Source organism: Bacillus sp. 01N45 (assembly GCF_056399205.1).
The window spans coordinates 108,420-130,346 of the sequence record NZ_JBFTQW010000005.1 but is presented as its reverse complement, the minus strand read 5'-3'; the positions used below and the strand labels follow the sequence as shown (position 1 = coordinate 130,346).

Below are 21,927 nucleotides of genomic sequence, written 5' to 3'. Positions count from 1 at the left end.
AGTGAATTTTCGCTCATCTTTTTTGTATAAGGAGGAATTATAGTTGTTAAGGGGAATCAATCATCTTTGTTTTTCAGTGTCTAATTTAGAAAACTCTATTATGTTTTATGAAAAAGTATTAGGGGGAGAATTATTAGTTAAAGGGAGAAAATTGGCGTATTTTAACATATGTGGAGTATGGATAGCACTTAATGAAGAGAAACATATTCCGAGAAATGAGATTCATCAATCTTATACGCACATTGCATTTTCTGTTGAACAAGAAGACTTTGAACGTCTAATACAGCGATTAGAAGAAAATGATGTTCATATTTTACAAGGAAGAGAACGGGATGTAAGAGATTGTGAGTCTATATATTTTGTTGATCCTGATGGACATAAGTTTGAGTTTCATTCAGGGACATTGCAAGACCGAATTAATTATTATAGGGAAGATAAACCTCATATGACATTTTACTAAGGGGGGAAGAAGTTGCATGCGTTAGTAATTGGTGGAACGGGAATGCTAAAGAGGGTGTCTATGTGGCTTTGTGAGCAAGGGTTTCATGTTTCTATTATTGGAAGAGATGAAGTGAAATTAGAAAATGTTAAACGGGAGAGTACCACACCTGAAAGTATCACATGCCTTCCGTTAGATTATCATCATGATGACGATGTAAAGTTAGCTATTAAAAACACAATTGAGAGGAATGGCCCAATAACATTGGTTGTCGCATGGATACACTCAAGTGCAAAGGATGCATTATCACTCATTTGTAGAGAATTAGACTTGTCGTCTGAAACATACAACGTTTTTCATATTTTAGGCAGTAAAGCGTCGAGAATAGCCTCACAAAAAATAGGCGGTACGCGATGTAGCTATCATAGAATAATATTAGGTTTTATATTAGAAGATACATACGGAAGATGGCTTACTCATGAAGAAATATCGGATGGAGTAATAAAAGGAATTGAAAGTAAATGTGATGAATGGATTGTAGGACGAGTAGAACCGTGGGAATTGCGGCCGACATGGTAAGGGGGAATTGAAGTGAAGACAACGGTATATGTAACAAGGCATGGTGAAACGGAATGGAATGTAGAGAAACGAATGCAAGGCAGGAAAAATTCTGCTTTAACTGAAAATGGTATGTTACAAGCTAAGCAATTAGGAGATCGAATGAAAGATTTATCTATCGATGCGATCTATAGTAGTCCGAGTGAAAGAACCCTTCATACTGCAGAGTTAATAAAGGGCGAACGTGATATACCGATAATCGCGGATGAGCATTTCTATGAAATTAACATGGGTATATGGGAAGGACAGACAGTCGATGATATAGAAAGGCAGTACCCAGACGAAATACAGTTGTTTTGGTATGAGCCACATCTTTTCCAGTCAAAATCGGGAGAAAATTTTGCGGCTGTTCATAAAAGGGTAATGGATGGGATACAGCTTCTTTTAGAAAAGCATAAAGGAGAAAGTATATTAATTGTTTCCCATGCGGCAGCGGCAAAACTACTTGTAGGACATTTTGCGGGTATTGAAATAGAAAATGTATGGGATGATCCATTTATGCATAGTGCTAGTCTAAGTATAATAGAATTTGAAGAAGGGAAAGGTGAAGTGAAGCAATTTGCAGATATAAGTCACTTTCAATAAACGTAAAAAAGGCCGCAAAACGGCCTTTTTTTGTAGGCATAAAAACTAGCAATTACGTTTTTTATACCAGAAGTGATCGAATTTCTTGTTTTTGCAAGATGGGAATTTATGTCCGCCTTTGCAATCATTCCATTTGTGCCCGTCATCGTGACAGTCTTTACCATGATCACATGAATCATCGCAAGAGTGACCGTGTCCGTGAGGAAAGAATTCGCATTTTTTACAGAAACTTCGTTTTGTCCAGAAAAATTTCTTTTCAAAGCGTATGCATTTTGTAACGAAAGTACAATGTTTTCTGCGAGTACGTTTTGTAACTAAAACGCATTCTTTTCTACGCGTTACTTTCGTAACAAATGTCCATTTTTGAACACGTACACGAGTACATTTCGTAACAAATGTCCATTTTTTTACATGCGTACATTTTGTAACGAAAGTACAATGTTTCACGCGAGTACATCTTGTTCTTGGACATTTACCCCCAGTTGTACATTTACATCCAGTTGTACAATTATGATGAGTGAATTTATCATCATCGCATTCAAAAGTACTTGGATCTTGGTGTAAGAAATCCTCCATCCCAGCACTTTTGATTTCTTCAACCGCTTTTCTAATATCACGTTTCATAGAAATCCTCCTTATCATGTATTAAGTTGAAAAGGTATTCTTTTTCCTTAACATGATATGAGATATGACGTCTTTCTGAACAGGACAAGAGTGTAATTTTATATAAATAGATGATAGCGGATGTATGGACAAGGCAAGGTGCATACATTGAATGAAGAGAACTGAGAAGGGATGGGGAAATATGCTACCTTCATATGATTTTTTTATTCATCCAATGAACTTAGTGGAGTTGAAAAAAGAAATTTGGTCAGATAGTCCAGTGCCAGCAAAATTAACTTATGGAAAAAAGAAGTATGACATTGATATCGTATACCGAGGCGCTCATATTCGTGAATTTGAGAAAAAGTCTTATCATGTTATGTTTTATAAACCGAAAAAATTTCAAGGTGCGAAAGAGTTTCATTTAAATTCTGAGTTTATGGATCCGTCTCTTATACGAAATAAATTATCTTTAGATTTTTTTCATGATATTGGTGTACTTTCACCAAAATCACAACATGTATTTATAAAAATTAATGGTCAAATTCAAGGTGTATATTTACAGTTAGAATCAGTTGATGAAAACTTTTTGAAAAATAGAGGATTACCGAGTGGTTCTATTTATTATGCAATAGATGATGATGCGAATTTTTCTTTAATGAGTGAGAGAGATAAAGATGTTAAGACTGAGCTCTTTGCGGGTTATGAATTTAAATATTCGAATAAAAATAGTGAAGAACAGCTGAGTGAATTTGTATTTCAAGCGAATGCTTTGTCGAGGGAAGCTTATGAAAAAGAAATTGGAAAGTTTTTGCATGTTGATAAATATTTACGATGGTTAGCTGGCGTTATTTTTACACAAAACTTTGATGGTTTCGTTCATAACTATGCACTATATCATAACGATGAAACAAATTTATTTGAAGTGATACCGTGGGATTATGATGCGACTTGGGGGCGAGATGTACAAGGGAGACCACTTAATCATGAGTATATTCGTATCCAAGGTTATAACACGTTAAGTGCAAGATTGTTAGATATACCTGTATTTAGAAAACAATACCGAAGCATTTTGGAAGAAATATTAGAAGAACAATTTACCGTTTCATTTATGATGCCGAAAGTAGAAGGTTTGTGTGAATCGATTCGCCCATATTTACTACAAGATCCATATATGAAAGAAAAATTAGAAACATTTGATCAAGAAGCTGATATGATTGATGAATATATAAATAAAAGAAGAAAGTATATACAAGACCACTTACATGAATTGGATTAATTTTGAAAGAGATTGGAACATTATCAATCTCTTTTTTTGTATAATAAAGATGTATCAATTGAATTGAAGTAATATTTACTTAATAAAGAATGGAGATGTGGAAACATGACAGTTAAGTGGGTTGATTGGGTAAAACAAATACAATCTATAGCTCAAGCGGGTTTAACGTATTCTAAAGATGTGTATGATATAGAGCGTTTCCAACAATTACGGGATATTTCCATTTCGATGATGTCACATTATACAAAGACAGATTGGGAAATAGTAGAGAAGTTATTTGCAAGTGAGACAGGCTATCAAACACCTAAAGTTGATATAAGAGCAGTCATTTTTCAAAATGAAAAACTATTATTTGTGAAAGAAAAAAGTGATGGGAAATGGGCATTGCCAGGTGGATGGGCTGATATCGGTTATACGCCGACAGAAGTAGCAGCAAAAGAAGTTTTAGAGGAGACGGGTTATGAAGTAGATGATTTTAAGCTACTCGCTATATTTGATAAAGAAAAACATCAACCATCGCCTTCAGCAACACATGTATATAAAATTTTTATTGGCTGTAAGATTGTTGGTGGTGAAAAGAAAATTAGTATTGAAACAGAAGATGTGGAGTTTTTTGGTGAGAATGAATTGCCTAATTTATCGATTGCTAGAAATACAGAAGAGCAAATTAAAGAAATGTTTGCCTACATGAAAGAACCTCAAAAAGAAACATTAATAGATTAATAATGCTTATGCCGATGATATTGTTGAAATGAAGATATTGGCAGAATGCAACCTTTATGTAATAATGGGATGGTATGTGAAGAAAAAAGGAGATAGAAAATAAAATGTTAGCAAGCATAATAGATCAGTTATTGCAATTTTTTGCAAGCTTAGGTTACTTTGGAGTAGCGCTAGCTTTAATGATTGAAATTATCCCGAGTGAGATTGTACTTTCGTATGCTGGATTTTTAGTAGCGGATGGTAAAATTAGTTTTGTTGGTGCAGTTATCGCCGGAACTATTGGTGGTACTTTAGCCCAAATCTTTTTATACTGGCTTGGATATTACGGAGGGCGTCCGGTTGTAGAGAAATATGGGAAATATCTACTTATTAATAAACACCATTTAGACATAGCAGAAGGTTGGTTTAAGCGTTACGGAGCAGGAGTAATCTTTTCTGCACGCTTTATCCCAGTCGTACGTCATGCAATCTCTATTCCAGCAGGATTAGCTAAAATGCCGTTAAAACTATTTACACTATATACAGTAGTTGCGATTATTCCATGGTCAATACTATTTATATACTTAGGTGAAAAGCTTGGTGGAAATTGGCGACACATTAAAGAGTATGCATCTGATTACACACATTACATAATTATAGGAGCTGTTCTCTTTGTTGCTCTATACTTCGGTTTAAAGTATTTAAAAAAGAAAAAAGCAGCGCGTTAAAGTCAATGATTTTTCATTGGCTTTTTTATTTGTTTCGGTTCTAAAAAAAAGGAGTTGTCCATAATGTGTAATAATAAAGCGTAGCGGAGGAATGTGATGAAAGGGTCACCGTTTATACGTGGAACGATATTTTTAACGATGGCAACGATGATATCTAAAATGTTAGGATTTATATATGTTATACCATTTACAGCAATGGTTGGTACGAGTGGGTACGTTTTATACACATATGCATATCGTCCTTATACGATTATGCTCAGCATTGCGACGATGGGACTACCACTTGCCGTTTCAAAAATGGTATCAAAATATGATCAACTGAATGATTATCATACGGTTAAGAGAGTGCTAAAGAGCGGTATCTTTTTTATGTTAATAATGGGAGTAATCTCATGTTTTACGCTATATATATTAGCTCCACATTTAGCTAAACTTGTAATCGATGGAAATGATCAAACAGGGAATAGTGTAGCAGCGGTCACTACTAATATCCAAATTGTAAGTTTTGCGTTAATACTTGTACCGGTAATGAGTTTATTAAGGGGATTCTTTCAAGGGTTTCAATCGATGGGGCCTTCTGCTTTAAGTGTAGTTGTTGAGCAGTTTTTTCGGGTCTTAACCATTTTAATAGGAAGCTTTGTCGTTTTATATATTTTAAAAGCTTCTATCTCGCTAGCAGTTGGTATTTCAACGTTCGGTGCCTTTATGGGAGCGATAGGTGGATTAACTGTTTTAAGTGCGTATTACATAAGAAGGAGAAAGCACTTAAAGAAAAAAGAAATGGCGAGTATTCCGCAAACAACGAAATCTTTCTTCTCACTGTATAAGGAGCTCTTTACATATTCAATACCGTTTGTTGTGGTTGGTTTAGCAATTCCGTTGTATCAGACGATTGATACATTTACAATTAATAAACTACTTATACAAATAGGGTATATGCAAGGAGAAGCGGAGAAGATAAATGCAATAATTGGTCTTGTTCAGATGGTTGTACTCATCCCAGTTTCCGTTGCGACTGCTTTTAGTATGTCTCTCGTACCTGAGATGACAAAAGCCTATACAGCAGGGAATGTGAAGTTACTGTACAAACATTTTACGAGAACGAATGTATTAGTAGTAGGTATTACGGTACCAGCGGCGATTGGAATGATGTTGTTAGCAAAACCAGTATATACTCTTTTATTTGGTGCCGGAAATGATCCGGAGATGGGGAGAGTTATTTTACAGTATTATGCTCCTGCCTGTATACTATTTTCGCTTTTTACAGTAACAGCTGCGATGTTACAAGGAATTAACCAACAACAGAAAACAGTGCTAGGATTAGTAATTGGCATTATTGTAAAGATAGTTTTAAATATCGTATTGCTTCCGTATTTCGATTATGTAAGTTTTATTATTTCAACATACGCTGGTTATACGATTTCAGTTGGCTTTAACTTGTGGATGCTTTCTAAATATGTTATAAAGGCAACATAAGCTTTTTAAGGCAGAGAGCACTCTGTCTTTTTCTTTGTTTAGAATATTTTTCTTATAAAAACGTTTTCAAAATAATTTTTCTATTGAAATTTAAACGTATGTTTCATATGCTGAGAATGGCGGTTCAAAAACTGTTATGTAAGAGAGGTAGATTCCTACATGTAAAAAGAATCGGGGTGATAGTATGTTAAATATTTATTTAACAGACCGAAACGGAAAACTACAAGAGGTTGAGGAAATGCAAAAGGGTTGCTGGATTAATGTACTTCATCCAACGGAAGAAGAAATTCAATATCTAGTACAAACTTTAAATGTAGACTTAGATTTCATTAAAGACCCTTTAGATGATGAAGAACGCTCTCGTATTGAAAAGGAAGACAATAATACCTTAATAATCGTGGATATTCCAACAGTTAGACATGATGAAGAAGGAAATTCGATTTATGACACGATTCCAATAGGTATGATTGTAATGCCAGATTGCTTTGTGACAATTTGTTTAGAAGAAAACCCAATTTTCGAACGCTTTATTAATCAACGTATTAAAGAATTTTATACGTTTAAAAAGACACGCTTTGCACTTCAGCTCTTATATACGATTTCTACTTATTATTTAAGATACTTAAAGCAAATTAACAGAAAAACAATCGATTTAGAGCATCAATTAAATAAGTCGATGAAAAATAAAGAGATTTTCACATTGCTAGGCCTTGAAAAAAGTTTAGTTTACTTTACAACATCATTAAAGGCGAATAAAATTGTAATTCAAAAATTAATGCGTAACAGTACATTTTTAAAAATGTATGAAGACGATCAAGATTTATTAGAAGATGTATTAATTGAAAATAAACAGGCTATTGAAATGGCGGAAATATATAGTCACATTTTAAGTGGAATGATGAATACTTTTAGCTCCGTTATATCAAATAATTTAAATAGTGTTATGAAACTGTTAACGTCTATTACAATCATTTTATCATTACCAACGATGGTTTCTAGTTTCTTTGGAATGAACGTAAAGGTTCCGTTTGAAGGGGAAGCACATGGTTTTGTAATTGTACTCATAATATGTGTAACACTATCTTTCACATTAGCATTTGTTTTTTGGAAGAAACGTTACTTTTAACGAGAAGAAAGCTGCTCTAGCATAGTTATATAACTGCGCTAGAGCAGCTTTTTTGCTATGAAATCGAAAGTTTTGAATAGAATATAACTTATAAAATGTAATGTATATGAAGGAAGTGAATTCCGTATAAGCCTTGTCCAATTCATAAAATGGGGTTAAAATTACATATTGTTAATGAAAAGTTGGAGGAAATACATCATGGAATTGTTTCAATTACCGAAAGCATTCCTGCAAATGAATACAATCTTTATCTCCATATTGATCGAAGCACTTCCTTTTGTGCTCATTGGTGTATTTATTTCAGGATTCATTCAAATGTTTGTGACAGAGGATATGGTAGCAAAATGGATGCCGAAAAACCGTTTTCTGTCTGTTTTAATGGCTACTTTTTTAGGTATGATGTTTCCAGGTTGTGAATGTGGAATCGTTCCGATTGTAAGACGGTTAATCGGAAAAGGGGTTCCACCATATGCCGGGATTGCATTTATGTTAACTGGGCCAATTATTAATCCGGTCGTATTATTTGCAACATACGTTGCCTTTGGAAGTAGTATGCACATGGTATGGTATCGTTCTATCGTAGCGATTATCGTAGCAATTATCGTTGGAATTATATTATCATTTATGTTTAAAGAACATCAATTACGAGATGATCACTTCCCAGAAGTGAATCATAAGCGTCCATTACGTAAAAAAATGTGGGATGTATGTACGCATGCTGTTGAGGAATTTTTCTCGATGGGAAAATATTTAGTATTAGGTGCGTTAATTGCAGCGGCAGTTCAAACGTTCGTACAAACTTCAACACTTCTTGCTATAGGACAAGGGCCGTTCTCTTCACCAGCTGTTATGATGGGACTAGCTTACATTTTATCACTTTGTTCAGAAGCGGATGCGTTTATTGCTTCGTCATTCCAAAGTACATTTTCAACAGCATCACTTGTCGCGTTCCTCGTATATGGACCGATGGTGGATATTAAAAATATGTTTATGATGCTTGCGACATTTAAAACGAAATTTGTAATTGTCGTTACAGTTACAGTTACACTTGTTGTTTATGCAAGCTCACTACTCATTTATGCGATGGGGTGGTAGGTTATGTTTCGAGCATATATATTATTAGGTTTTACAATCTTAATTGCGCAGCTTCATATTTCAGGTAATATTACGAAGTATATCAATATGAAGTATGCCTATTTATCAAAAACAGCAGCTATTATTTTAGGTTTTTTAACGGTCGTTCAAATTATTATCGTTTTCCAAAAAGAACATCAAAAAGAAAAAGAACATCAAAAAGAAAAAGAACAGCACAATTGTGGTTGTGATCATAGCCATTGCGGGCATGATCATTCAAAAGATGAGAATACATGGTGGAAAAAAGCATTTTCGTACTCATTGTTTTGTTTTCCGATTGTCTCAGGGCTGTTTTTCCCGATTGCAACGTTAGATTCAGATATCGTTAAGGCGAAAGGATTTCATTTTCCTGTTGCACAAGCAGAAAGTACAGATCCATTTATGACAAGGCAATTTCTAAGACCTGATACGAGCATTTATTACGGGAAAGAAGGATACCGTGGTGTAATGGAAAAGGGGAAAAAAGAGTTTGTTACGAAAGATAGTATTACTTTAAAAGATGAAGATTTTCTAAAAGGGATGGAAACAATTTATAATTATCCTGGCGAGTTTACTGGGAAAAAATTATCTTTTAAAGGGTTTGTTTTCAAAGATGACTCTTCTCAAAAAGAACAATATTTCTTATTCCGTTTCGGGATTATACATTGTGTAGCGGATTCTGGTGTATATGGTATGTTAGTGAAAAAACCAGAAGGTGTAGAATGGAAAAATGATGATTGGATTCAAGTTGAAGGAGAAATATCAACGGAATTTTATCAGCCATTCCATGCGAATATCCCTGTATTAGAAGTAACGAAATGGAATAAGGTTGAACCGCCAAAAGAACAATATGTATTTAGAGGAGCCGATTGATAACATCGGTTCTTTTTTGTGGACTAAGAGTTCTGAATGTTGTTAATATTAAACGTGTAGTGATAGTAAGCTCATACCGTTCTAGTGTTAATGGGAAATGGAACTCTTACCGAACTTCTTTGCTCCAGCCGAATTTTGTGGTGGGAGTCTTAATGTCTGCAAATAGCGGGTTAAATAATCAAAGAGGTGATAACAATGACTGAAGTAAAAGGGAAAACAGCTAATGAGTCTAGAGTGTTTAAAACGAGCCGAGTATTTCCAACAGATTTAAACGATCATAATACGCTATTTGGTGGGAAGATATTAGCCGAGATGGATATGGTTGCTTCTATTTCAGCAACGAGGCATGCAAGAAAAGAATGTGTCACAGCATCTATGGATTGGGTAGATTTCTTACATCCTGTTCGCTCTTCAGATTGTGTTAGTTATGAATCTTTTGTAATTTGGACGGGTAGAACTTCTATGGAAGTATTTGTGAAGGTAGTAGCAGAAGATTTAATTTCGGGTGAGAAACGTATAGCAGCAACGTCATTTGTTACTTTTGTTGCGCTTAGTAAGGAAAATAATCCGGTTCCTGTGCCGCGAGTTATCCCTGAAACAGAAGAAGAGAAAGAATTACATCGCATTGCAGTGTTACGTGCAGAACAACGCCATATACGTAAGGCGGAGAGTAAGAAAGTAGCTACATTATTAACTTTTTGAGTTGAATATGTAGTCGTTAAAGGTACAATAACAAACGGAAATGTTTTTCATATGAAAAGCGGACACCTAAAAATAGGTGTCCGCTTTTATAGTTTTTTCATCCACATATCATATGACGATAACTACTTAGCAGAAGCAAGCAGCACCGACGATGATTAAGAGGATAAATAATACGACTAATAGCGCGAATCCATTACCATGTGCAAAGCCCATTGTTATTTCCTCCTTTTATTTTAAGATACAACATACAATATGCAAATGAGCTATCGTTTGATATGGACATATATCATGTAATGACATATTTTCTTGAATGATATTGTATTAAAAAAGGGAAGATATAGAAATAACGGTAAGTGGAGGAAGGAAAATATCCATGAAACACTTTTTCGTTGTAATCCTTTGTTTAATAGGTATATTCATTTGGATGAACATCGATGTGGAAATGGGGAAAAAAATGGCTAGTGAATATGAATTAGGGCAAGTTCGATTAGGTGAATTTCAACTATATACGAACGGTGAAGAGTTATATACGAAATTATTTGAGGATATACGTAATGCAGAAAAGTACATATATATCCATTTTTATATTGTAGGTAAAGATGAAATAAGCAAAGAGTTTTTGCAGTTACTCGAGAAAAAGGCATCGAGTGGAGTAGAAGTAAAATTGTCAGTTGATCGAATAGGTGGATATAAGCTGAAGAAAAAGATAATTCGTCAACTAAAAAGCAAAGGTGTCCAGTTTACGTTTAGTAAAAAACCTAAATTGAAACATTTATTCTATTCGTTGCATCAACGAAACCATAGACGCATTGTTACGATTGACGGAAAAGTATCATATATCGGCGGCTTTAACATTGGAAAGGAGTACCTTGGACAAGATCCGAAATTTGGCCCGTGGCGTGATTATCATGTACGAGTTAAGGGGAATGGTGCCACGGATATGGAAAGAAAGTTTGCTGCTGACTGGAAAGAAGATACGGGAGAAAAAATGCCTATACATAAAAGTCTACCTGCAATTGGGCATGTAAAATATCAATATTTATTTTCAGATGGAAAAGGGTTATGGGAAAAATATGGAGCGCTTTTAAAGCAGGCTAAAAAGTCTTTAATTATTGCTACGCCATATTTTGTACCAAGTAAAGAAATGATGAAAGAGTTAAAAGGTGCATTAAACCGAGGTGTCAATGTGAAAATTCTCGTACCATTTAAAAGCGACGCAGTATAGTTAAAACAAGCTGCCTATCCGTATTTGAGAGAGATGAACCATGCTGGAGCGGAGATCTATCAATATCGGAATGGTTTTTTTCACGGGAAAGTAACAATCATTGATGGAGAAATTGTTGATATAGGTACAGCGAATTTTGATAATAGAAGTTTTTATTTAAATTGTGAATCTAACTGTATCATATATGATACAACAGTTGTTGCTGACGTATGGAACCGATTAAAAGAAGACTTTCATAAATCAAAAAGATTTTCAGAAGAAGACTTTGAGAAAATTAGTAAGTGGGATTGGTTTTTAGCAAGAATAGCAAATGTTATAGCATCATATTTATAACATATAGACAAAAGAGAAGGGAGGTATTTTCATGGATTGTATGAAAGAATTAATGAGGTATAGTTATATGCTTATTTATAAGGTTGGGGAGTATACAGGAGAGGTAAGAGACGAAGAATTAAAAGAGCTATTACAGCATCATTTACCATATATGTTGCAAGCGTATAATGAACAAGTGAATTTTCAAGAAGGAGAGAATGTACAGCATATAACTTGTGAACCAATTTCATCTCATTTTCATGAAATGGAAAAGGAAACTGATAGTAAATATACAGGGGATATCCATATTGCAACTTGTTATATTTCGCATTTAAAACGGTTAGCACTAAAGTTCGCTCAAGTGGCAGTTGAAGTTGCGAATCCAGAATTCCGCTCGTTCTTAGAAAATTGCTTCCTGAAAATGAATCGTTATGCCTATAGTGTATGGCAATATGTTGTGAAGAAAGAGTATAAGATTAAACATGTATATGAAAATGAGAAGTTTGCATAAGAAACTAAGGCGGAAAGATAGGCGCCTTAGTTTTTTACTTTTCATGGAGAAAAAAGACTAGGTGTACATATCTATTATTAGAAAATTTACAAATATTTACCGTTTATTTACTATTTTTCAATCTTTCCTTTAAAAATAGAGAGTAATATGGGGGTTGTACATATTCTATCTAAAGGAGGAAACGCAAATGAACAAATGGGTTAAATCATTAACTGCTATGGCACTTGCAAGTTCTTTATTAATGGTAGGTTGTAGTAAAGGTGAGGACAAGAAGAAAGAAGACGATACAACAACACAACAAGAGGACAAAAAGGATAAAGAAACAAGTGGAACTGAGAAGTCTACAGATTCTAAAGAAAAGAAATAAAGTGAAACTTTAATCAGTGGGGCATCCCCCACTGATTATTAGTTGAACCAATCGGGCTTTAACGGGCAGTTGATCCCCATCTAACTTCTTTGTTTTTACTGAATTTTGAGGTGGGGTCTTACTGTCCGTTAAAGCGGGGTAAAATAATAATAGAGCTTCCTCTTATATATGAGGAAGCTTTTTTGTTGTAAATTGATTGAGATTATTGAAAAATAGAGGGAGAATGAAATAGGGGGAAAACAAATGAAAGTATGTATATTAGGAGCAACAGGTCGAGTAGGTTCAAATATAATAAAATTAGCATTAAAGGATGCAGCTGAAGTAACTGCATTAGCACGTGATTTAAATAGAATAGAAATACAACATGAAAGGTTACGAGTAATAGAAGGTAATGTACTAAATGAAAATGATATAAAGAAAGCGATAGAAGGAAGCGATATAGTAATTAGTGCACTTGGAACGGATCAAAATGGGACATTGGCGAAGAGTATGCCACATATTATAAAGAAAATGGAAGAAGTAGGGGTTCATAAAATCATTACAATAGGAACAGCAGGTATTTTACAAGCAAGAACAAATCTAAATTTATATCGTTTTCAATCAGCTGAATCAAAAAGGAAAATGACAACAGCAGCAGAAGATCATTTAGCTGCATATAAGATACTTAGTAGTAGTAATTTATGTTGGACGGTCGTTTGTCCGACGCATTTAATAGACGGTGATGTGACAGGAGTGTATCGAACTGAAAAAGATGTATTACCAGAAGGGGGAGCGAAAATAACAGTTGGTGATACAGCACAATTTACGTGGAATCTGTGTAGTGAAAACAAATATGAGAATAGTCGAGTAGGTATTTCATATTAAAAAAACCATCCCGAAATTGGGATGGTTAAAAGATGATATAACATACAAATATGAGAATCATAATGATTTGGAGAATAGCTTTCGCTACTGTGCTGCTTAAAAAACCAACTACAGTAGCAACTCCTACTAGAAAGGCGTCTTTTGGCGCTTTTTTATGCATGAGTTCTGTAATAAATACCGATAAGAACGGTATGATAATTAAACCGAATGGTGGGAAGAAGAAAGATCCGACAATGATAGAAATCATACCGACACGTTCTCCCCATTTAGAACTTCCGTATTTCTTTAAGAAATATCCATTTGCAATAAAATCAGCCACGAAAATAAATAGTGTGAAAATGACTTGAATAATCCAAAAGGAAGTTGTTAGTTCTCCGCCATTTATACCAAAATGGTAAATGAAATATCCAGTCCAAACAGCAAGGATGCCTGGAATGATAGGATAAATAAAGGCGAGAAATGAAACAATGAAACAGGCAATGATACAGATTGTTAATAATACTGTCACTTTATAACTCCTTCTTCGTGTCTAATTTATGTACCGCAATTTTTTTCACTTGATGTCCATCAAGTTCTAGTGCTTTAAATTGAAAACCGGCAAATTCAATGGAATAACCAGCTTCAATATTTAAATCAACTGCTTGAGAGAGGAGCCAGCCTCCAATTGTATCTAAATCGCTATCATCAATATGCAGGCCAAACATATCATTTACTTCAGAAATGAGCACCTTCCCATCTAAAACAGTAAGCTTCGGCGTACGTTTTTCAATCATAGGTGATTCATCCGCATCAAACTCATCTTGAATTTCTCCAATGATTTCTTCAAGAATATCTTCCATTGTTAAAAGTCCAGCAGTACCACCATATTCATCCATAATGATTGCCATCTGAACGCGATTCTTTTGTAGATGTACTAATGTTTTGCGAATTGGAACAGTTTCAAATACAGTTAGTACTGGATGTATGTAAGATTCAAGTGGTTTATGAATGCCTTTCGTTTGATCGTGAAATACTTCTTTCGTATTGATCATACCGATAATATCATCTTTATCTTTTTCGATGATCGGATAGCGTGTATACTTTTCAGTTGCGACGATATCCATATTCTCTTCTAACGTATTTTCAGTAGATAAGCAAATCATTTCTGTACGAGGGACCATAATTTCTTTCGCGACCCGGTCGTCAAATTCAAAAATATTATTTACATATTTATATTCGGTTTGGTTTATTTCGCCGCTTTTGAAACTTTCACCTAAAATGAGTCGTAGTTCCTCTTCAGAATGGGCAAGTTCATTTTCTTTCGCAGGCTCTAAACCGAGTAGTTTTGTGAAAAAGATTGCCGTACTATTAAGTAGCCAAATGAATGGATACATAATTTTATCAAATAAAATAAGTGGTCGTGCAAACTTAAGTGTGATTGCTTCAGCTTTTTGAATGGCGAAAGACTTTGGAACTAATTCACCTAATACAACATGGAAAAATGTAATAACACTAAAAGCAATAATAAAGGATAAAGTATTCGCCATTGTTCCAGTAATATTAATCTTTTCAAAGAGCGGTCGTAGTAAATGTTCCACAGTCGGTTCACCAAGCCAACCAAGCCCTAAAGAAGTAATCGTAATCCCGAGCTGACAAGCTGATAAATAAACATCTAAATTAGATAGGACACTTCTTGCAGCTAAAGCTTGTTTATTGCCTTCATTTGCAAGTTGGTCAATGCGACTTTTTCGTACTTTTACAACAGCGAATTCTGATGCAACGAAAAAGCCGGAAATAAGGATGAGCACAAAGATGAGAAAAATATTTAATATGTCCAAGTGTGTTCTCTATTCCGTAGTTTGGAATAAAGATGTCACCTCCTGCGATTATGTTATACTTTTATAATAAATCCAAACGAAAAGAATAGTCAAAGAAAAAGGGTAAATATTGGTATGTTTCTGCAATAGTTTTTGAATTTGCTGTTATTTTGTCCGCTATACAAAAGGAATAACCCCCTACTTTCATATTATAGAGGGTTATTTCAAATTAAGGTTTTGGAATACTTCTCGTTAAAGCGTATGATTGTTGTTTAACGTGATTTGTCGTCCATAGTGTTTGAAGGAAAGAGAGTATGCAATACGGGATATACAAAAGTAATAAGCTAATTGTAACAATAACAGGTGCATTTCCACCGAATTGAACGACAAATTGCAATAGTCCGCTTGCATGAAAAACGCATTCCATAATAACGAATGAAAGAATAATGGAACCTAGAATAGATTTATGATTCGAAGTAAGCGCTAAAAACAATGTATCTACAAGGAAAGAAGATTGTTTTATTTCATATTCATTGGTGTTACTTAAGAAAGGAACCCACTTTTTTATTGCTTGCATAACGATAATCATGGAAGTACTACCAACGATGATAAAAGATGAGTAGTAAGGAAGCTTTATCAATTTTGCGATGTATAGGAGTAGTAATAAGACCGAACATTGTAATAATACAGTACAAAAAGAGTAGGGTATCCATTTTAATAAATAAGTGAACTTCTTAACCGATTGAGGTGCTTTAAAAAATAAATGGCCGATCCCTAAGCTGATAAAGAATCCAATCGCAAGAGTAAAGGTAAAACGAACAATCGATAAAAAATATATTTCCCATATGTAAGGGAATAACGGTGTTGAATGATTAGAAGTATGAACCATTTGATTTGCTGAGAAAAAGATAGATTCGTGCATCCAATCAATCTTTGGAATTGTCATAGAAGAAAGTTGTGCGAAGTTATGAAAAATGCTTATAAAGCCAGTTATGTATGAGTATTTATGTGTAATGAATAATGCAGGAATAGGACTAATGATAAATATAATGAGAACACCAACGATAAATTTACATATATGTGAGCGCAATAAAGACATGTAATCACCTACTCTTAGAATATTCAGAAAATTCTTATTCTTATTTTAGCTTTTTTCGGCGTAAGTTACAATATATTTTTCTTAAAGAAATTTAGTATTGTAGGGGATATAAGTGAATGAAACGTGAATAAATTATGACAAGAAAATAAATAATTTTCAGAAAAGTAAAATAAATTATTTATTTTTTTCTGAAAATATAATATAGTTATGGCACAGAAAGTATTTTAACATAAGGAGGCTGTTTATGAGGATTAAAGGGAATTATGTGCCGAAAAAGGAAGTTTTATTTTGCTCAAGTTCAATTACGATAGGGGAAGCACTGGAGCATTTAAATAAAACTGGGTATCGTTGTGTACCAGTTTTAGATGAAAAAAAAGAGAAATATTTAGGGAATGTATACAAAGTAGATATTTTAGAATATAAAGGTTCGCTGGAAGAGAGTGTAGTACAATTATTAAACGATAAAGAAGGTTATGTTAGAGAAGATTCTTCGTTCTTTAAAGTATTTTTTACAATAAAAAAATTACCTTATTTATCAGTAGTTGATGAAAATGGAGTCTTTCTTGGAATTTTAACGCATAAAAAGGTTTTCGAGTTATTAGAAGATGCTTGGGGCGTTCATTCTAGTAAATATTCTGTCATGATTGGGACACAAGATTATAATGGGGCCATTCAAAAATTATCGACAGTATTAAAGAAATATACAGGTATCCAAAGTTTAATGACTTTTGATAATGATGCCTTATTAGTTCGGAGAATTATGTTTACATTAGGAGAAGAGTTTAACGACGGTGAATTAGAGACGTTACTGAAAGATTTAGAAGATCACGGATTTAGAGTTGTGTATGTGGAAGAGATGAAAAATCCACGCGAAGTTGAAACGATAGAGTAACATGCAAAAGCCATCTAATTATGTTGGATGGTTTTTGTTATGTTACTTGAATAAAGTTATTTAAAAATAATGATAGGATAAAAGTCGAGATTGTAACAATATTTGTGTAAAAGAATAAAAAATGTAGATAATTTTGATTTTCAAAAAAATCAATTTGAAAATATGTTTTTATTTTTCAACTAAATATGTTACTATATGTGTGATAAAAACAAAGAGGTCTGACAACTATACTCCACGCAATAACACTCTAATGAGTTAAATATTCAAAAAAATCAAAAATTAATAATTAGAGTGAAAATAAGGGGAATGGAGAAATTATGGAGAAAGACACTGCTTTGTAAGGGGCATATTTTATCAGCTTGAGCAGAGAGGAGGATGCATAGCATATTGTGAAAATAGAGATAAACAATGAAAAAGTGCTATGCAAATGAAAAGTATGAAGGGACGTTTAAGGCCAGGTGATACGGTAGCAATCGGTTTAATGTTATTTGCACTATTTTTAGGAGCAGGAAATTTAATTTTCCCACCAGTTTTAGGGCAACAAGCTGGAGAGAATGTTTGGATTGCTACAATTGGATTCCTTGTGACGGGAGTCGGATTACCCCTATTAGCTGTAACAGCTGTCGCGTTTGTAGAGGGGGACTTGAAAGCGCTATCTTCTAGAGTTCACCCAATATTCGCGTTTATTTTCCCATTGATTAGTTATTTAGCAATTGGACCATTTTTCGCGATTCCGCGTACTGGAGCCGTTTCATTTGAAATGGGTATGAAGCCATTTTTATCAGAGGCATTGGTTTCCGAATGGTACATGCTATTTCTTTTCACGATAGTTTTCTTCGGAATAACTTGGTATTTATCATTAAATCCATCTAAATTAGTGGATTGGTTCGGAAAATTTCTTACACCATTGTTAGTATTGATTGTTGCTGTTATTGTTGGAAAGGCAATTATTGATCCAATTGGAGAACCAGCTGCGCCGCTAGCAGCATACAAAGAAAATGCTTTCTTTGGTGGATTTATACAAGGATATTTAACGATGGATGCAATTAGTGCGCTTGTATTTGGAATTGTCGTTGTACAAGTTATCCGTTCTAAAGGAATAAAAGAAAGTAGTCAAGTTGCAAAAATAACAGTAGTATCAGGTATTATTGCAGTACTTGGTTTAACGTTAATTTATTTATCACTTGCTTATCTTGGTTCAACAAGTACATCACTTGGTGTATCAGAGAATGGTGGACTTATTTTAACGAATGTTGTAAATGAGTTATATGGAACAAGTGGTAAAATTTTATTAGGGCTCGTTATTATACTCGCTTGTTTAACAACTTCTGTTGGATTAACATCAGCTTGTGCTGGCTTCTTTACAAACTTATTCCCTAAACTTTCGCATAAAGCGATTGTAACGATGGTATGTGTGTTTAGTTTAATTGTATCTAACCTAGGTTTAACACAATTAATCACAGTTACTTTACCAGTGTTAATGATCATTTATCCAGTTGCAATCGTATTAATCGTACTTTCTTACTTCCATAAATGGATTGGGAAGCGTAATACCATTTATATTGGAGCTATTTTAGGCGCATTGTTAATTAGTTTCTTTAACGGTTTAGAAAGTGCGAACATTAAAATTGACGCGATTTCTAACGTACTACAAATGTTACCATTATATAATGAAGGAATAGGATGGTTAATCCCATCATGTATTGGCGGGATTCTTGGTTTCTTCTTCTATAAATCAAATGAATCAAGTGAACTACAAAAGAAAGGTGCTTAGGCGCCTTTCTTTTTTTAAAGGGGATTTTATTGTTTTGTCTAAGTAATAAATGGGAGGAATGATAAAATGGCTAATTTTGAAGATTTTTTAGCTTTGGATTTACGAATTGGAACTGTAACACATGCAGAGGAATTTAAAGAAGCAAGAGTTCCAGCGATTAAACTAGAAATTGATTTTGGAGAGCTTGGAATTAAGCAGTCAAGTGCTCAAATTACGAAGAGATATACCCCAGAAGATTTAATCGGTCAGCAAATCGTTGCTGTTGTAAATTTTCCGCCAAAACGTGTAGCTGGATTTAAATCAGAAGTGCTTGTTTTAGGGGGAGTACCTGAAGCCGGTGATGTCGTATTACTTCAGCCCAATATGGAATTACCAAATGGAACGAAAATTAGTTAGTGTAAAGGCGGGGGAACATGGATATTGGACGAGAATATTTACAATGTGCTATTTCGAATTTTGAAGCAACAAAGAAACAAGGGGAACGGGTGCTTTCTCAATTATCATATGAACAGATTGAATGGTCTTCTCATGAAGCAACAAATAGTATAGCGGTTATTATAAAGCATCTGCAAGGTAATATGCGTTCTAGATGGACGGATTTTTTAACATCTGATGGTGAAAAAATAAATCGTAACCGAGACGCTGAATTTGAAGATGGTTATCATTCTAAGGAAGAGGTTCTCGCAGCATGGAATGAAGGATGGGAATATGTTTTGAAAACGATGCATGTGCTAACGCCAGAAGATTTATTACAGACGGTATATATTCGCGGTGAAGCACATACTGTCATGCAAGCAATTGAAAGACAAATTTCTCATTATGCTTTGCATATTGGACAGATTATTTACATTGGGAAGATGTTAAAAGAAAATGAGTGGGAATGTCTAAGTATTCCTAGAGGACAGTCTGCACGTTATGTAGAGAAAAAACGTTCAACATAATAATAGGAAAGAAACCGATATAAAATGGGAAATAAGAAAATCACCCAAATAATAGATGGTTCTGTAATCATAAGCATGCTGCCAAAAATAAGTCCGTATATAATAAGAAAGAAATTAAAAAGCGTATTTACAGGGATAAATCGTGAGATGAACACTTGCTGTCGTTTAAAGCAATCACTGTGAAATAAATAAAAGCGGAAGTACGATGTGGCAATAATAAGATCTTTCTTTCGCACAATTCTTTTTTTGCATGTATGACAGATGAATGGTGGTTGCATTTTATTACACTCCATTTTTTATTTTCGTAATAACGTAAGACAAGATTAAGTGCAAGGTGTATATCCCTATATATGCTCCTGATATAAGAAAAAATGGATTTAGTAAAATTCCATGAATGCTTGTCATGAAAACTAAATCTTGTATTAAAACATCATATATATTAATAGAAATAATTGTACCGAGTACATAAAGTGCTAAGTACGCTGAAATATGTAAAGCAACACGGATTGTAGGATGCTTAGCAAGCCGATAAAAAATAAATGATAGTACAATGGGTAATGTTCCTATTAGTAGCTTCAATTCATTTCACCTCATTAACAATATAGCCGGAATTTAGACGGTCTATTCTCTAGAGCTTGTACATAACTTGAAATAGAGAGGGTGATAGTATGAATCGAGGCTTTTTTTATGTGAAGTTCACAAGTGTACGTAAGTTAGTTTTATTTATTATTACTACAGTACTAGCGACTTTTTTTCTTATTAGTATGATGGTAACCTCTATGAAAGAGACAAAGTCAACGTATTTATATAATTGGTTAAATGAGTTATCGATGAATGGTTACATGTACGTTCTTGGGAAAGAGAATCATTATTTTACACAGGAGTATCGAAATTTAAATCAAGATTTTTCAATTTCTTCGTTTCTCTTTTCTATGGCTACGAATATTCGTTTTAATGATGTACGCAGTTTTGTCGGAAAAGAGCTACCTGGTTTTGGAAAGTACGATACAGAAATTGTTATTGCGGGTGAAGGGACAAATTACTCTAACTTACCGATAGAGTCGAGCGTTCCGCTTGAAGAAGTGGTAAAAGAACGAACTGGTGAAGGTGGACAGGCTCAAAAGCCGAATACGAACAAAGAGAAAAAGCAACCGGCTCAAACAACAGGAAAAAGACAAGTTGCGCTTATTTATCATTCGCATAGTTGGGAATCTTATTTGCCGTTACTAAATTTAGCAAACAATCCAAATCCGAATAAAGCAACAAGTTCCGTCACTAATATTTCAATAGTGGGCGATCGATTTCGTGAACAATTAGAAAGTGAAGGGATAGGAGCTACTAACGACAAGACTGATGTCGGCCAAAAATTGATTAGTAAAGGGTTAAATAGTAATAGTTCTTACAAAGTGTCACGGGAAATTGTACAAGAAGCAATGACAGGTAATAAAGAACTGCAGTACTTCTTTGACTTGCATCGTGATAGTGCTCGGAAAAATGTCACGACAAAAGCAATTGGAGATAAATCATATGCAAAGCTTGCTTTCGTAATAGGGAAAGGCAATAAAAATTATGAAAAGAACTTACAATTAGCAACAGCTCTTCATGAGGAAATTAATAAGAAATATCCAGGAGTGAGTCGTGGTGTCATTCAAAAAGGATTCCAAACAGGAAATGGTGTCTACAATCAAGACTTATCAGGACAAGCGATATTAATTGAAGTTGGTGGCGTAGATAATACGGAGGAAGAACTAAATCGATCGATTGATGCCCTTGCTAAAGCATTTGGTGAATATTTCTGGCAGGCAGAAAAGGTGAATGGATAAAATGAAACATAAATTTGTGGGAGAGTCTGAAAAAACGTGAGTGTAAAGCTTGCGTTTTTTGTCATGATGAGACGTCACA

General features: G+C 34.2%; 26 protein-coding genes and 1 pseudogene. 20 read left to right on the top strand and 7 right to left on the bottom strand.

Features of this window, described 5'->3' with window-relative positions; genetic code table 11:
• Positions 1-43 precede the first annotated feature (43 nt).
• The 3 genes from fosB to AC1DMU_RS13620 are packed head-to-tail and all read left to right on the top strand — an operon-like array spanning position 44 to position 1,642.
• Entirely contained in the window at positions 44-460 is a 417-nt protein-coding gene (gene fosB, locus AC1DMU_RS13630) for a FosBx1 family fosfomycin resistance bacillithiol transferase (protein WP_088063110.1), read from the top strand.
• Positions 461-472: 12 nt separating this feature from the next.
• Positions 473-1,018, top strand: a complete 546-nt coding sequence (locus tag AC1DMU_RS13625) for a short-chain dehydrogenase (RefSeq protein ID WP_088063111.1) — start codon at positions 473-475, stop codon at positions 1,016-1,018.
• 12 nt (positions 1,019-1,030) lie between these two features.
• Positions 1,031-1,642, top strand: a complete 612-nt coding sequence (locus AC1DMU_RS13620) for a phosphoserine phosphatase 1 (RefSeq protein WP_088063112.1) — start codon at positions 1,031-1,033, stop codon at positions 1,640-1,642.
• 45 nt (positions 1,643-1,687) lie between these two features.
• On the opposite strand, the gene exsB is transcribed toward AC1DMU_RS13620, so the two are convergent.
• A complete protein-coding gene (gene exsB, locus AC1DMU_RS13615) occupies positions 1,688-2,266 on the bottom strand; it encodes an exosporium protein ExsB (RefSeq protein WP_088063113.1) in 579 nt (192 codons plus the stop codon).
• A 181-nt stretch (positions 2,267-2,447) separates the two neighbouring features.
• Between exsB and cotH the strand changes: the two genes are divergently transcribed.
• From cotH to AC1DMU_RS13575, 8 genes are all read left to right on the top strand, one after another.
• Positions 2,448-3,524, top strand: coding sequence for a spore coat protein CotH (cotH, locus tag AC1DMU_RS13610; RefSeq protein WP_088063416.1), 1,077 nt, complete (start codon positions 2,448-2,450; stop codon positions 3,522-3,524).
• Positions 3,525-3,629: 105 nt separating this feature from the next.
• Entirely contained in the window at positions 3,630-4,247 is a 618-nt protein-coding gene (locus AC1DMU_RS13605; RefSeq protein ID WP_088063114.1) for an NUDIX hydrolase N-terminal domain-containing protein, read from the top strand.
• Between the two features lie 104 nt (positions 4,248-4,351).
• Positions 4,352-4,954 (top strand): undecaprenyl phosphate transporter UptA, encoded by a 603-nt coding sequence (gene uptA, locus AC1DMU_RS13600; RefSeq protein WP_000881203.1) that lies wholly within the window; start codon positions 4,352-4,354, stop codon positions 4,952-4,954.
• A gap of 96 nt (positions 4,955-5,050) precedes the next feature.
• Entirely contained in the window at positions 5,051-6,430 is a 1,380-nt protein-coding gene (locus tag AC1DMU_RS13595; protein ID WP_002071458.1) for a putative polysaccharide biosynthesis protein, read from the top strand.
• Between the two features lie 184 nt (positions 6,431-6,614).
• On the top strand, positions 6,615-7,556 hold the full coding sequence (locus tag AC1DMU_RS13590) for a magnesium transporter CorA family protein (RefSeq protein ID WP_000932392.1): 942 nt from the start codon (positions 6,615-6,617) through the stop codon (positions 7,554-7,556).
• Positions 7,557-7,754: 198 nt separating this feature from the next.
• Positions 7,755-8,651 carry a permease gene (locus AC1DMU_RS13585; protein WP_000418724.1) on the top strand — a complete coding sequence of 299 codons (897 nt, stop codon included), beginning with the start codon at positions 7,755-7,757 and terminating at the stop codon, positions 8,649-8,651.
• Positions 8,652-8,654: 3 nt separating this feature from the next.
• Positions 8,655-9,542 (top strand): TIGR03943 family putative permease subunit, encoded by an 888-nt coding sequence (locus AC1DMU_RS13580; protein ID WP_088609011.1) that lies wholly within the window; start codon positions 8,655-8,657, stop codon positions 9,540-9,542.
• A gap of 195 nt (positions 9,543-9,737) precedes the next feature.
• Complete coding sequence (locus AC1DMU_RS13575) at positions 9,738-10,244, top strand: acyl-CoA thioesterase (RefSeq protein ID WP_000141167.1); 507 nt, start codon at positions 9,738-9,740, stop codon at positions 10,242-10,244.
• Positions 10,245-10,370: 126 nt separating this feature from the next.
• On the opposite strand, the gene AC1DMU_RS13570 is transcribed toward AC1DMU_RS13575, so the two are convergent.
• Positions 10,371-10,457, bottom strand: coding sequence for a YjcZ family sporulation protein (locus AC1DMU_RS13570; protein WP_000505094.1), 87 nt, complete (start codon positions 10,455-10,457; stop codon positions 10,371-10,373).
• Positions 10,458-10,617: 160 nt separating this feature from the next.
• Between AC1DMU_RS13570 and cls the strand changes: the two are divergent.
• The 4 genes and pseudogenes from cls (at position 10,618) to AC1DMU_RS13550 (ending at position 13,523) form a co-directional block, all read left to right on the top strand.
• Positions 10,618-11,802, top strand: a pseudogene (cls, locus tag AC1DMU_RS13565) (cardiolipin synthase).
• Positions 11,803-11,833: 31 nt separating this feature from the next.
• Positions 11,834-12,292, top strand: a complete 459-nt coding sequence (locus AC1DMU_RS13560) for a spore coat protein (protein ID WP_000340548.1) — start codon at positions 11,834-11,836, stop codon at positions 12,290-12,292.
• 187 nt (positions 12,293-12,479) lie between these two features.
• On the top strand, positions 12,480-12,659 hold the full coding sequence (locus AC1DMU_RS13555; protein WP_001045960.1) for a hypothetical protein: 180 nt from the start codon (positions 12,480-12,482) through the stop codon (positions 12,657-12,659).
• A gap of 243 nt (positions 12,660-12,902) precedes the next feature.
• Positions 12,903-13,523, top strand: a complete 621-nt coding sequence (locus AC1DMU_RS13550; RefSeq protein ID WP_088063116.1) for an NAD(P)-dependent oxidoreductase — start codon at positions 12,903-12,905, stop codon at positions 13,521-13,523.
• A gap of 25 nt (positions 13,524-13,548) precedes the next feature.
• Here AC1DMU_RS13550 and AC1DMU_RS13545 read toward each other — a convergent pair whose 3' ends face one another.
• The 3 genes from AC1DMU_RS13545 to AC1DMU_RS13535 all read right to left on the bottom strand — a co-directional run bounded on the left by AC1DMU_RS13545 (position 13,549) and on the right by AC1DMU_RS13535 (position 16,418).
• Entirely contained in the window at positions 13,549-14,031 is a 483-nt protein-coding gene (locus AC1DMU_RS13545) for a DUF456 domain-containing protein (RefSeq protein ID WP_088063117.1), read from the bottom strand.
• Between the two features lies 1 nt (position 14,032).
• A complete protein-coding gene (locus AC1DMU_RS13540) occupies positions 14,033-15,340 on the bottom strand; it encodes a hemolysin family protein (protein ID WP_000353742.1) in 1,308 nt (435 codons plus the stop codon).
• A 208-nt stretch (positions 15,341-15,548) separates the two neighbouring features.
• On the bottom strand, positions 15,549-16,418 hold the full coding sequence (locus AC1DMU_RS13535; RefSeq protein ID WP_088063118.1) for a hypothetical protein: 870 nt from the start codon (positions 16,416-16,418) through the stop codon (positions 15,549-15,551).
• Positions 16,419-16,662: 244 nt separating this feature from the next.
• On the opposite strand from AC1DMU_RS13535, the gene cbpA reads away from it, so the two are divergent.
• The 4 genes from cbpA (at position 16,663) to AC1DMU_RS13515 (ending at position 20,025) form a co-directional block, all read left to right on the top strand.
• Positions 16,663-17,310, top strand: a complete 648-nt coding sequence (cbpA, locus tag AC1DMU_RS13530) for a cyclic di-AMP binding protein CbpA (RefSeq protein ID WP_088063119.1) — start codon at positions 16,663-16,665, stop codon at positions 17,308-17,310.
• Between the two features lie 436 nt (positions 17,311-17,746).
• Positions 17,747-19,084: a branched-chain amino acid transport system II carrier protein BrnQ4 gene (gene brnQ4, locus AC1DMU_RS13525; protein ID WP_395940407.1), complete on the top strand. Its 1,338-nt coding sequence runs from the start codon at positions 17,747-17,749 to the stop codon at positions 19,082-19,084.
• Positions 19,085-19,150: 66 nt separating this feature from the next.
• Positions 19,151-19,480 (top strand): chaperone CsaA, encoded by a 330-nt coding sequence (csaA, locus tag AC1DMU_RS13520; RefSeq protein WP_046954946.1) that lies wholly within the window; start codon positions 19,151-19,153, stop codon positions 19,478-19,480.
• A gap of 17 nt (positions 19,481-19,497) precedes the next feature.
• Positions 19,498-20,025 (top strand): DUF1572 domain-containing protein, encoded by a 528-nt coding sequence (locus AC1DMU_RS13515; protein WP_088063120.1) that lies wholly within the window; start codon positions 19,498-19,500, stop codon positions 20,023-20,025.
• Here AC1DMU_RS13515 and AC1DMU_RS13510 read toward each other — a convergent pair.
• Together AC1DMU_RS13510 and AC1DMU_RS13505 are read right to left on the bottom strand one after the other, a co-directional pair.
• Positions 19,998-20,303, bottom strand: a complete 306-nt coding sequence (locus AC1DMU_RS13510) for a hypothetical protein (RefSeq protein WP_048543104.1) — start codon at positions 20,301-20,303, stop codon at positions 19,998-20,000. The two genes, AC1DMU_RS13515 and AC1DMU_RS13510, sit on opposite strands and share 28 nt — an antisense overlap.
• 4 nt (positions 20,304-20,307) lie before the next feature.
• On the bottom strand, positions 20,308-20,604 hold the full coding sequence (locus AC1DMU_RS13505) for a hypothetical protein (protein ID WP_088063122.1): 297 nt from the start codon (positions 20,602-20,604) through the stop codon (positions 20,308-20,310).
• An 89-nt stretch (positions 20,605-20,693) separates the two neighbouring features.
• Here AC1DMU_RS13505 and spoIIP point away from each other — a divergent pair, with 89 nt between their 5' ends.
• Positions 20,694-21,848 (top strand): stage II sporulation protein SpoIIP, encoded by a 1,155-nt coding sequence (gene spoIIP, locus AC1DMU_RS13500; RefSeq protein ID WP_088063123.1) that lies wholly within the window; start codon positions 20,694-20,696, stop codon positions 21,846-21,848.
• Positions 21,849-21,927 lie beyond the last annotated feature (79 nt).

Excerpts from the sequence above, each read along its gene's own strand:
- AC1DMU_RS13535 (WP_088063118.1), bottom strand. The coding sequence starts at position 16,418 with ATGTCTTTATTGCGCTCACATATATGTAAATTTATCGTTGGTGTTCTC.
- AC1DMU_RS13580 (WP_088609011.1), top strand. The coding sequence starts at position 8,655 with ATGTTTCGAGCATATATATTATTAGGTTTTACAATCTTAATTGCGCAG.
- AC1DMU_RS13585 (WP_000418724.1), top strand. The coding sequence starts at position 7,755 with ATGGAATTGTTTCAATTACCGAAAGCATTCCTGCAAATGAATACAATC.
- csaA (WP_046954946.1), top strand. The coding sequence starts at position 19,151 with ATGGCTAATTTTGAAGATTTTTTAGCTTTGGATTTACGAATTGGAACT.
- AC1DMU_RS13605 (WP_088063114.1), top strand. The coding sequence starts at position 3,630 with ATGACAGTTAAGTGGGTTGATTGGGTAAAACAAATACAATCTATAGCT.
- AC1DMU_RS13560 (WP_000340548.1), top strand. The coding sequence starts at position 11,834 with ATGGATTGTATGAAAGAATTAATGAGGTATAGTTATATGCTTATTTAT.
- AC1DMU_RS13570 (WP_000505094.1), bottom strand. The coding sequence starts at position 10,457 with ATGGGCTTTGCACATGGTAATGGATTCGCGCTATTAGTCGTATTATTT.
- AC1DMU_RS13555 (WP_001045960.1), top strand. The coding sequence starts at position 12,480 with ATGAACAAATGGGTTAAATCATTAACTGCTATGGCACTTGCAAGTTCT.
- spoIIP (WP_088063123.1), top strand. The coding sequence starts at position 20,694 with ATGAATCGAGGCTTTTTTTATGTGAAGTTCACAAGTGTACGTAAGTTA.
- AC1DMU_RS13510 (WP_048543104.1), bottom strand. The coding sequence starts at position 20,303 with ATGCAACCACCATTCATCTGTCATACATGCAAAAAAAGAATTGTGCGA.
- AC1DMU_RS13550 (WP_088063116.1), top strand. The coding sequence starts at position 12,903 with ATGAAAGTATGTATATTAGGAGCAACAGGTCGAGTAGGTTCAAATATA.
- exsB (WP_088063113.1), bottom strand. The coding sequence starts at position 2,266 with ATGAAACGTGATATTAGAAAAGCGGTTGAAGAAATCAAAAGTGCTGGG.
- AC1DMU_RS13575 (WP_000141167.1), top strand. The coding sequence starts at position 9,738 with ATGACTGAAGTAAAAGGGAAAACAGCTAATGAGTCTAGAGTGTTTAAA.
- brnQ4 (WP_395940407.1), top strand. The coding sequence starts at position 17,747 with ATGAAGGGACGTTTAAGGCCAGGTGATACGGTAGCAATCGGTTTAATG.
- cbpA (WP_088063119.1), top strand. The coding sequence starts at position 16,663 with ATGAGGATTAAAGGGAATTATGTGCCGAAAAAGGAAGTTTTATTTTGC.
- uptA (WP_000881203.1), top strand. The coding sequence starts at position 4,352 with ATGTTAGCAAGCATAATAGATCAGTTATTGCAATTTTTTGCAAGCTTA.
- AC1DMU_RS13515 (WP_088063120.1), top strand. The coding sequence starts at position 19,498 with ATGGATATTGGACGAGAATATTTACAATGTGCTATTTCGAATTTTGAA.
- AC1DMU_RS13590 (WP_000932392.1), top strand. The coding sequence starts at position 6,615 with ATGTTAAATATTTATTTAACAGACCGAAACGGAAAACTACAAGAGGTT.
- AC1DMU_RS13595 (WP_002071458.1), top strand. The coding sequence starts at position 5,051 with ATGAAAGGGTCACCGTTTATACGTGGAACGATATTTTTAACGATGGCA.
- cotH (WP_088063416.1), top strand. The coding sequence starts at position 2,448 with ATGCTACCTTCATATGATTTTTTTATTCATCCAATGAACTTAGTGGAG.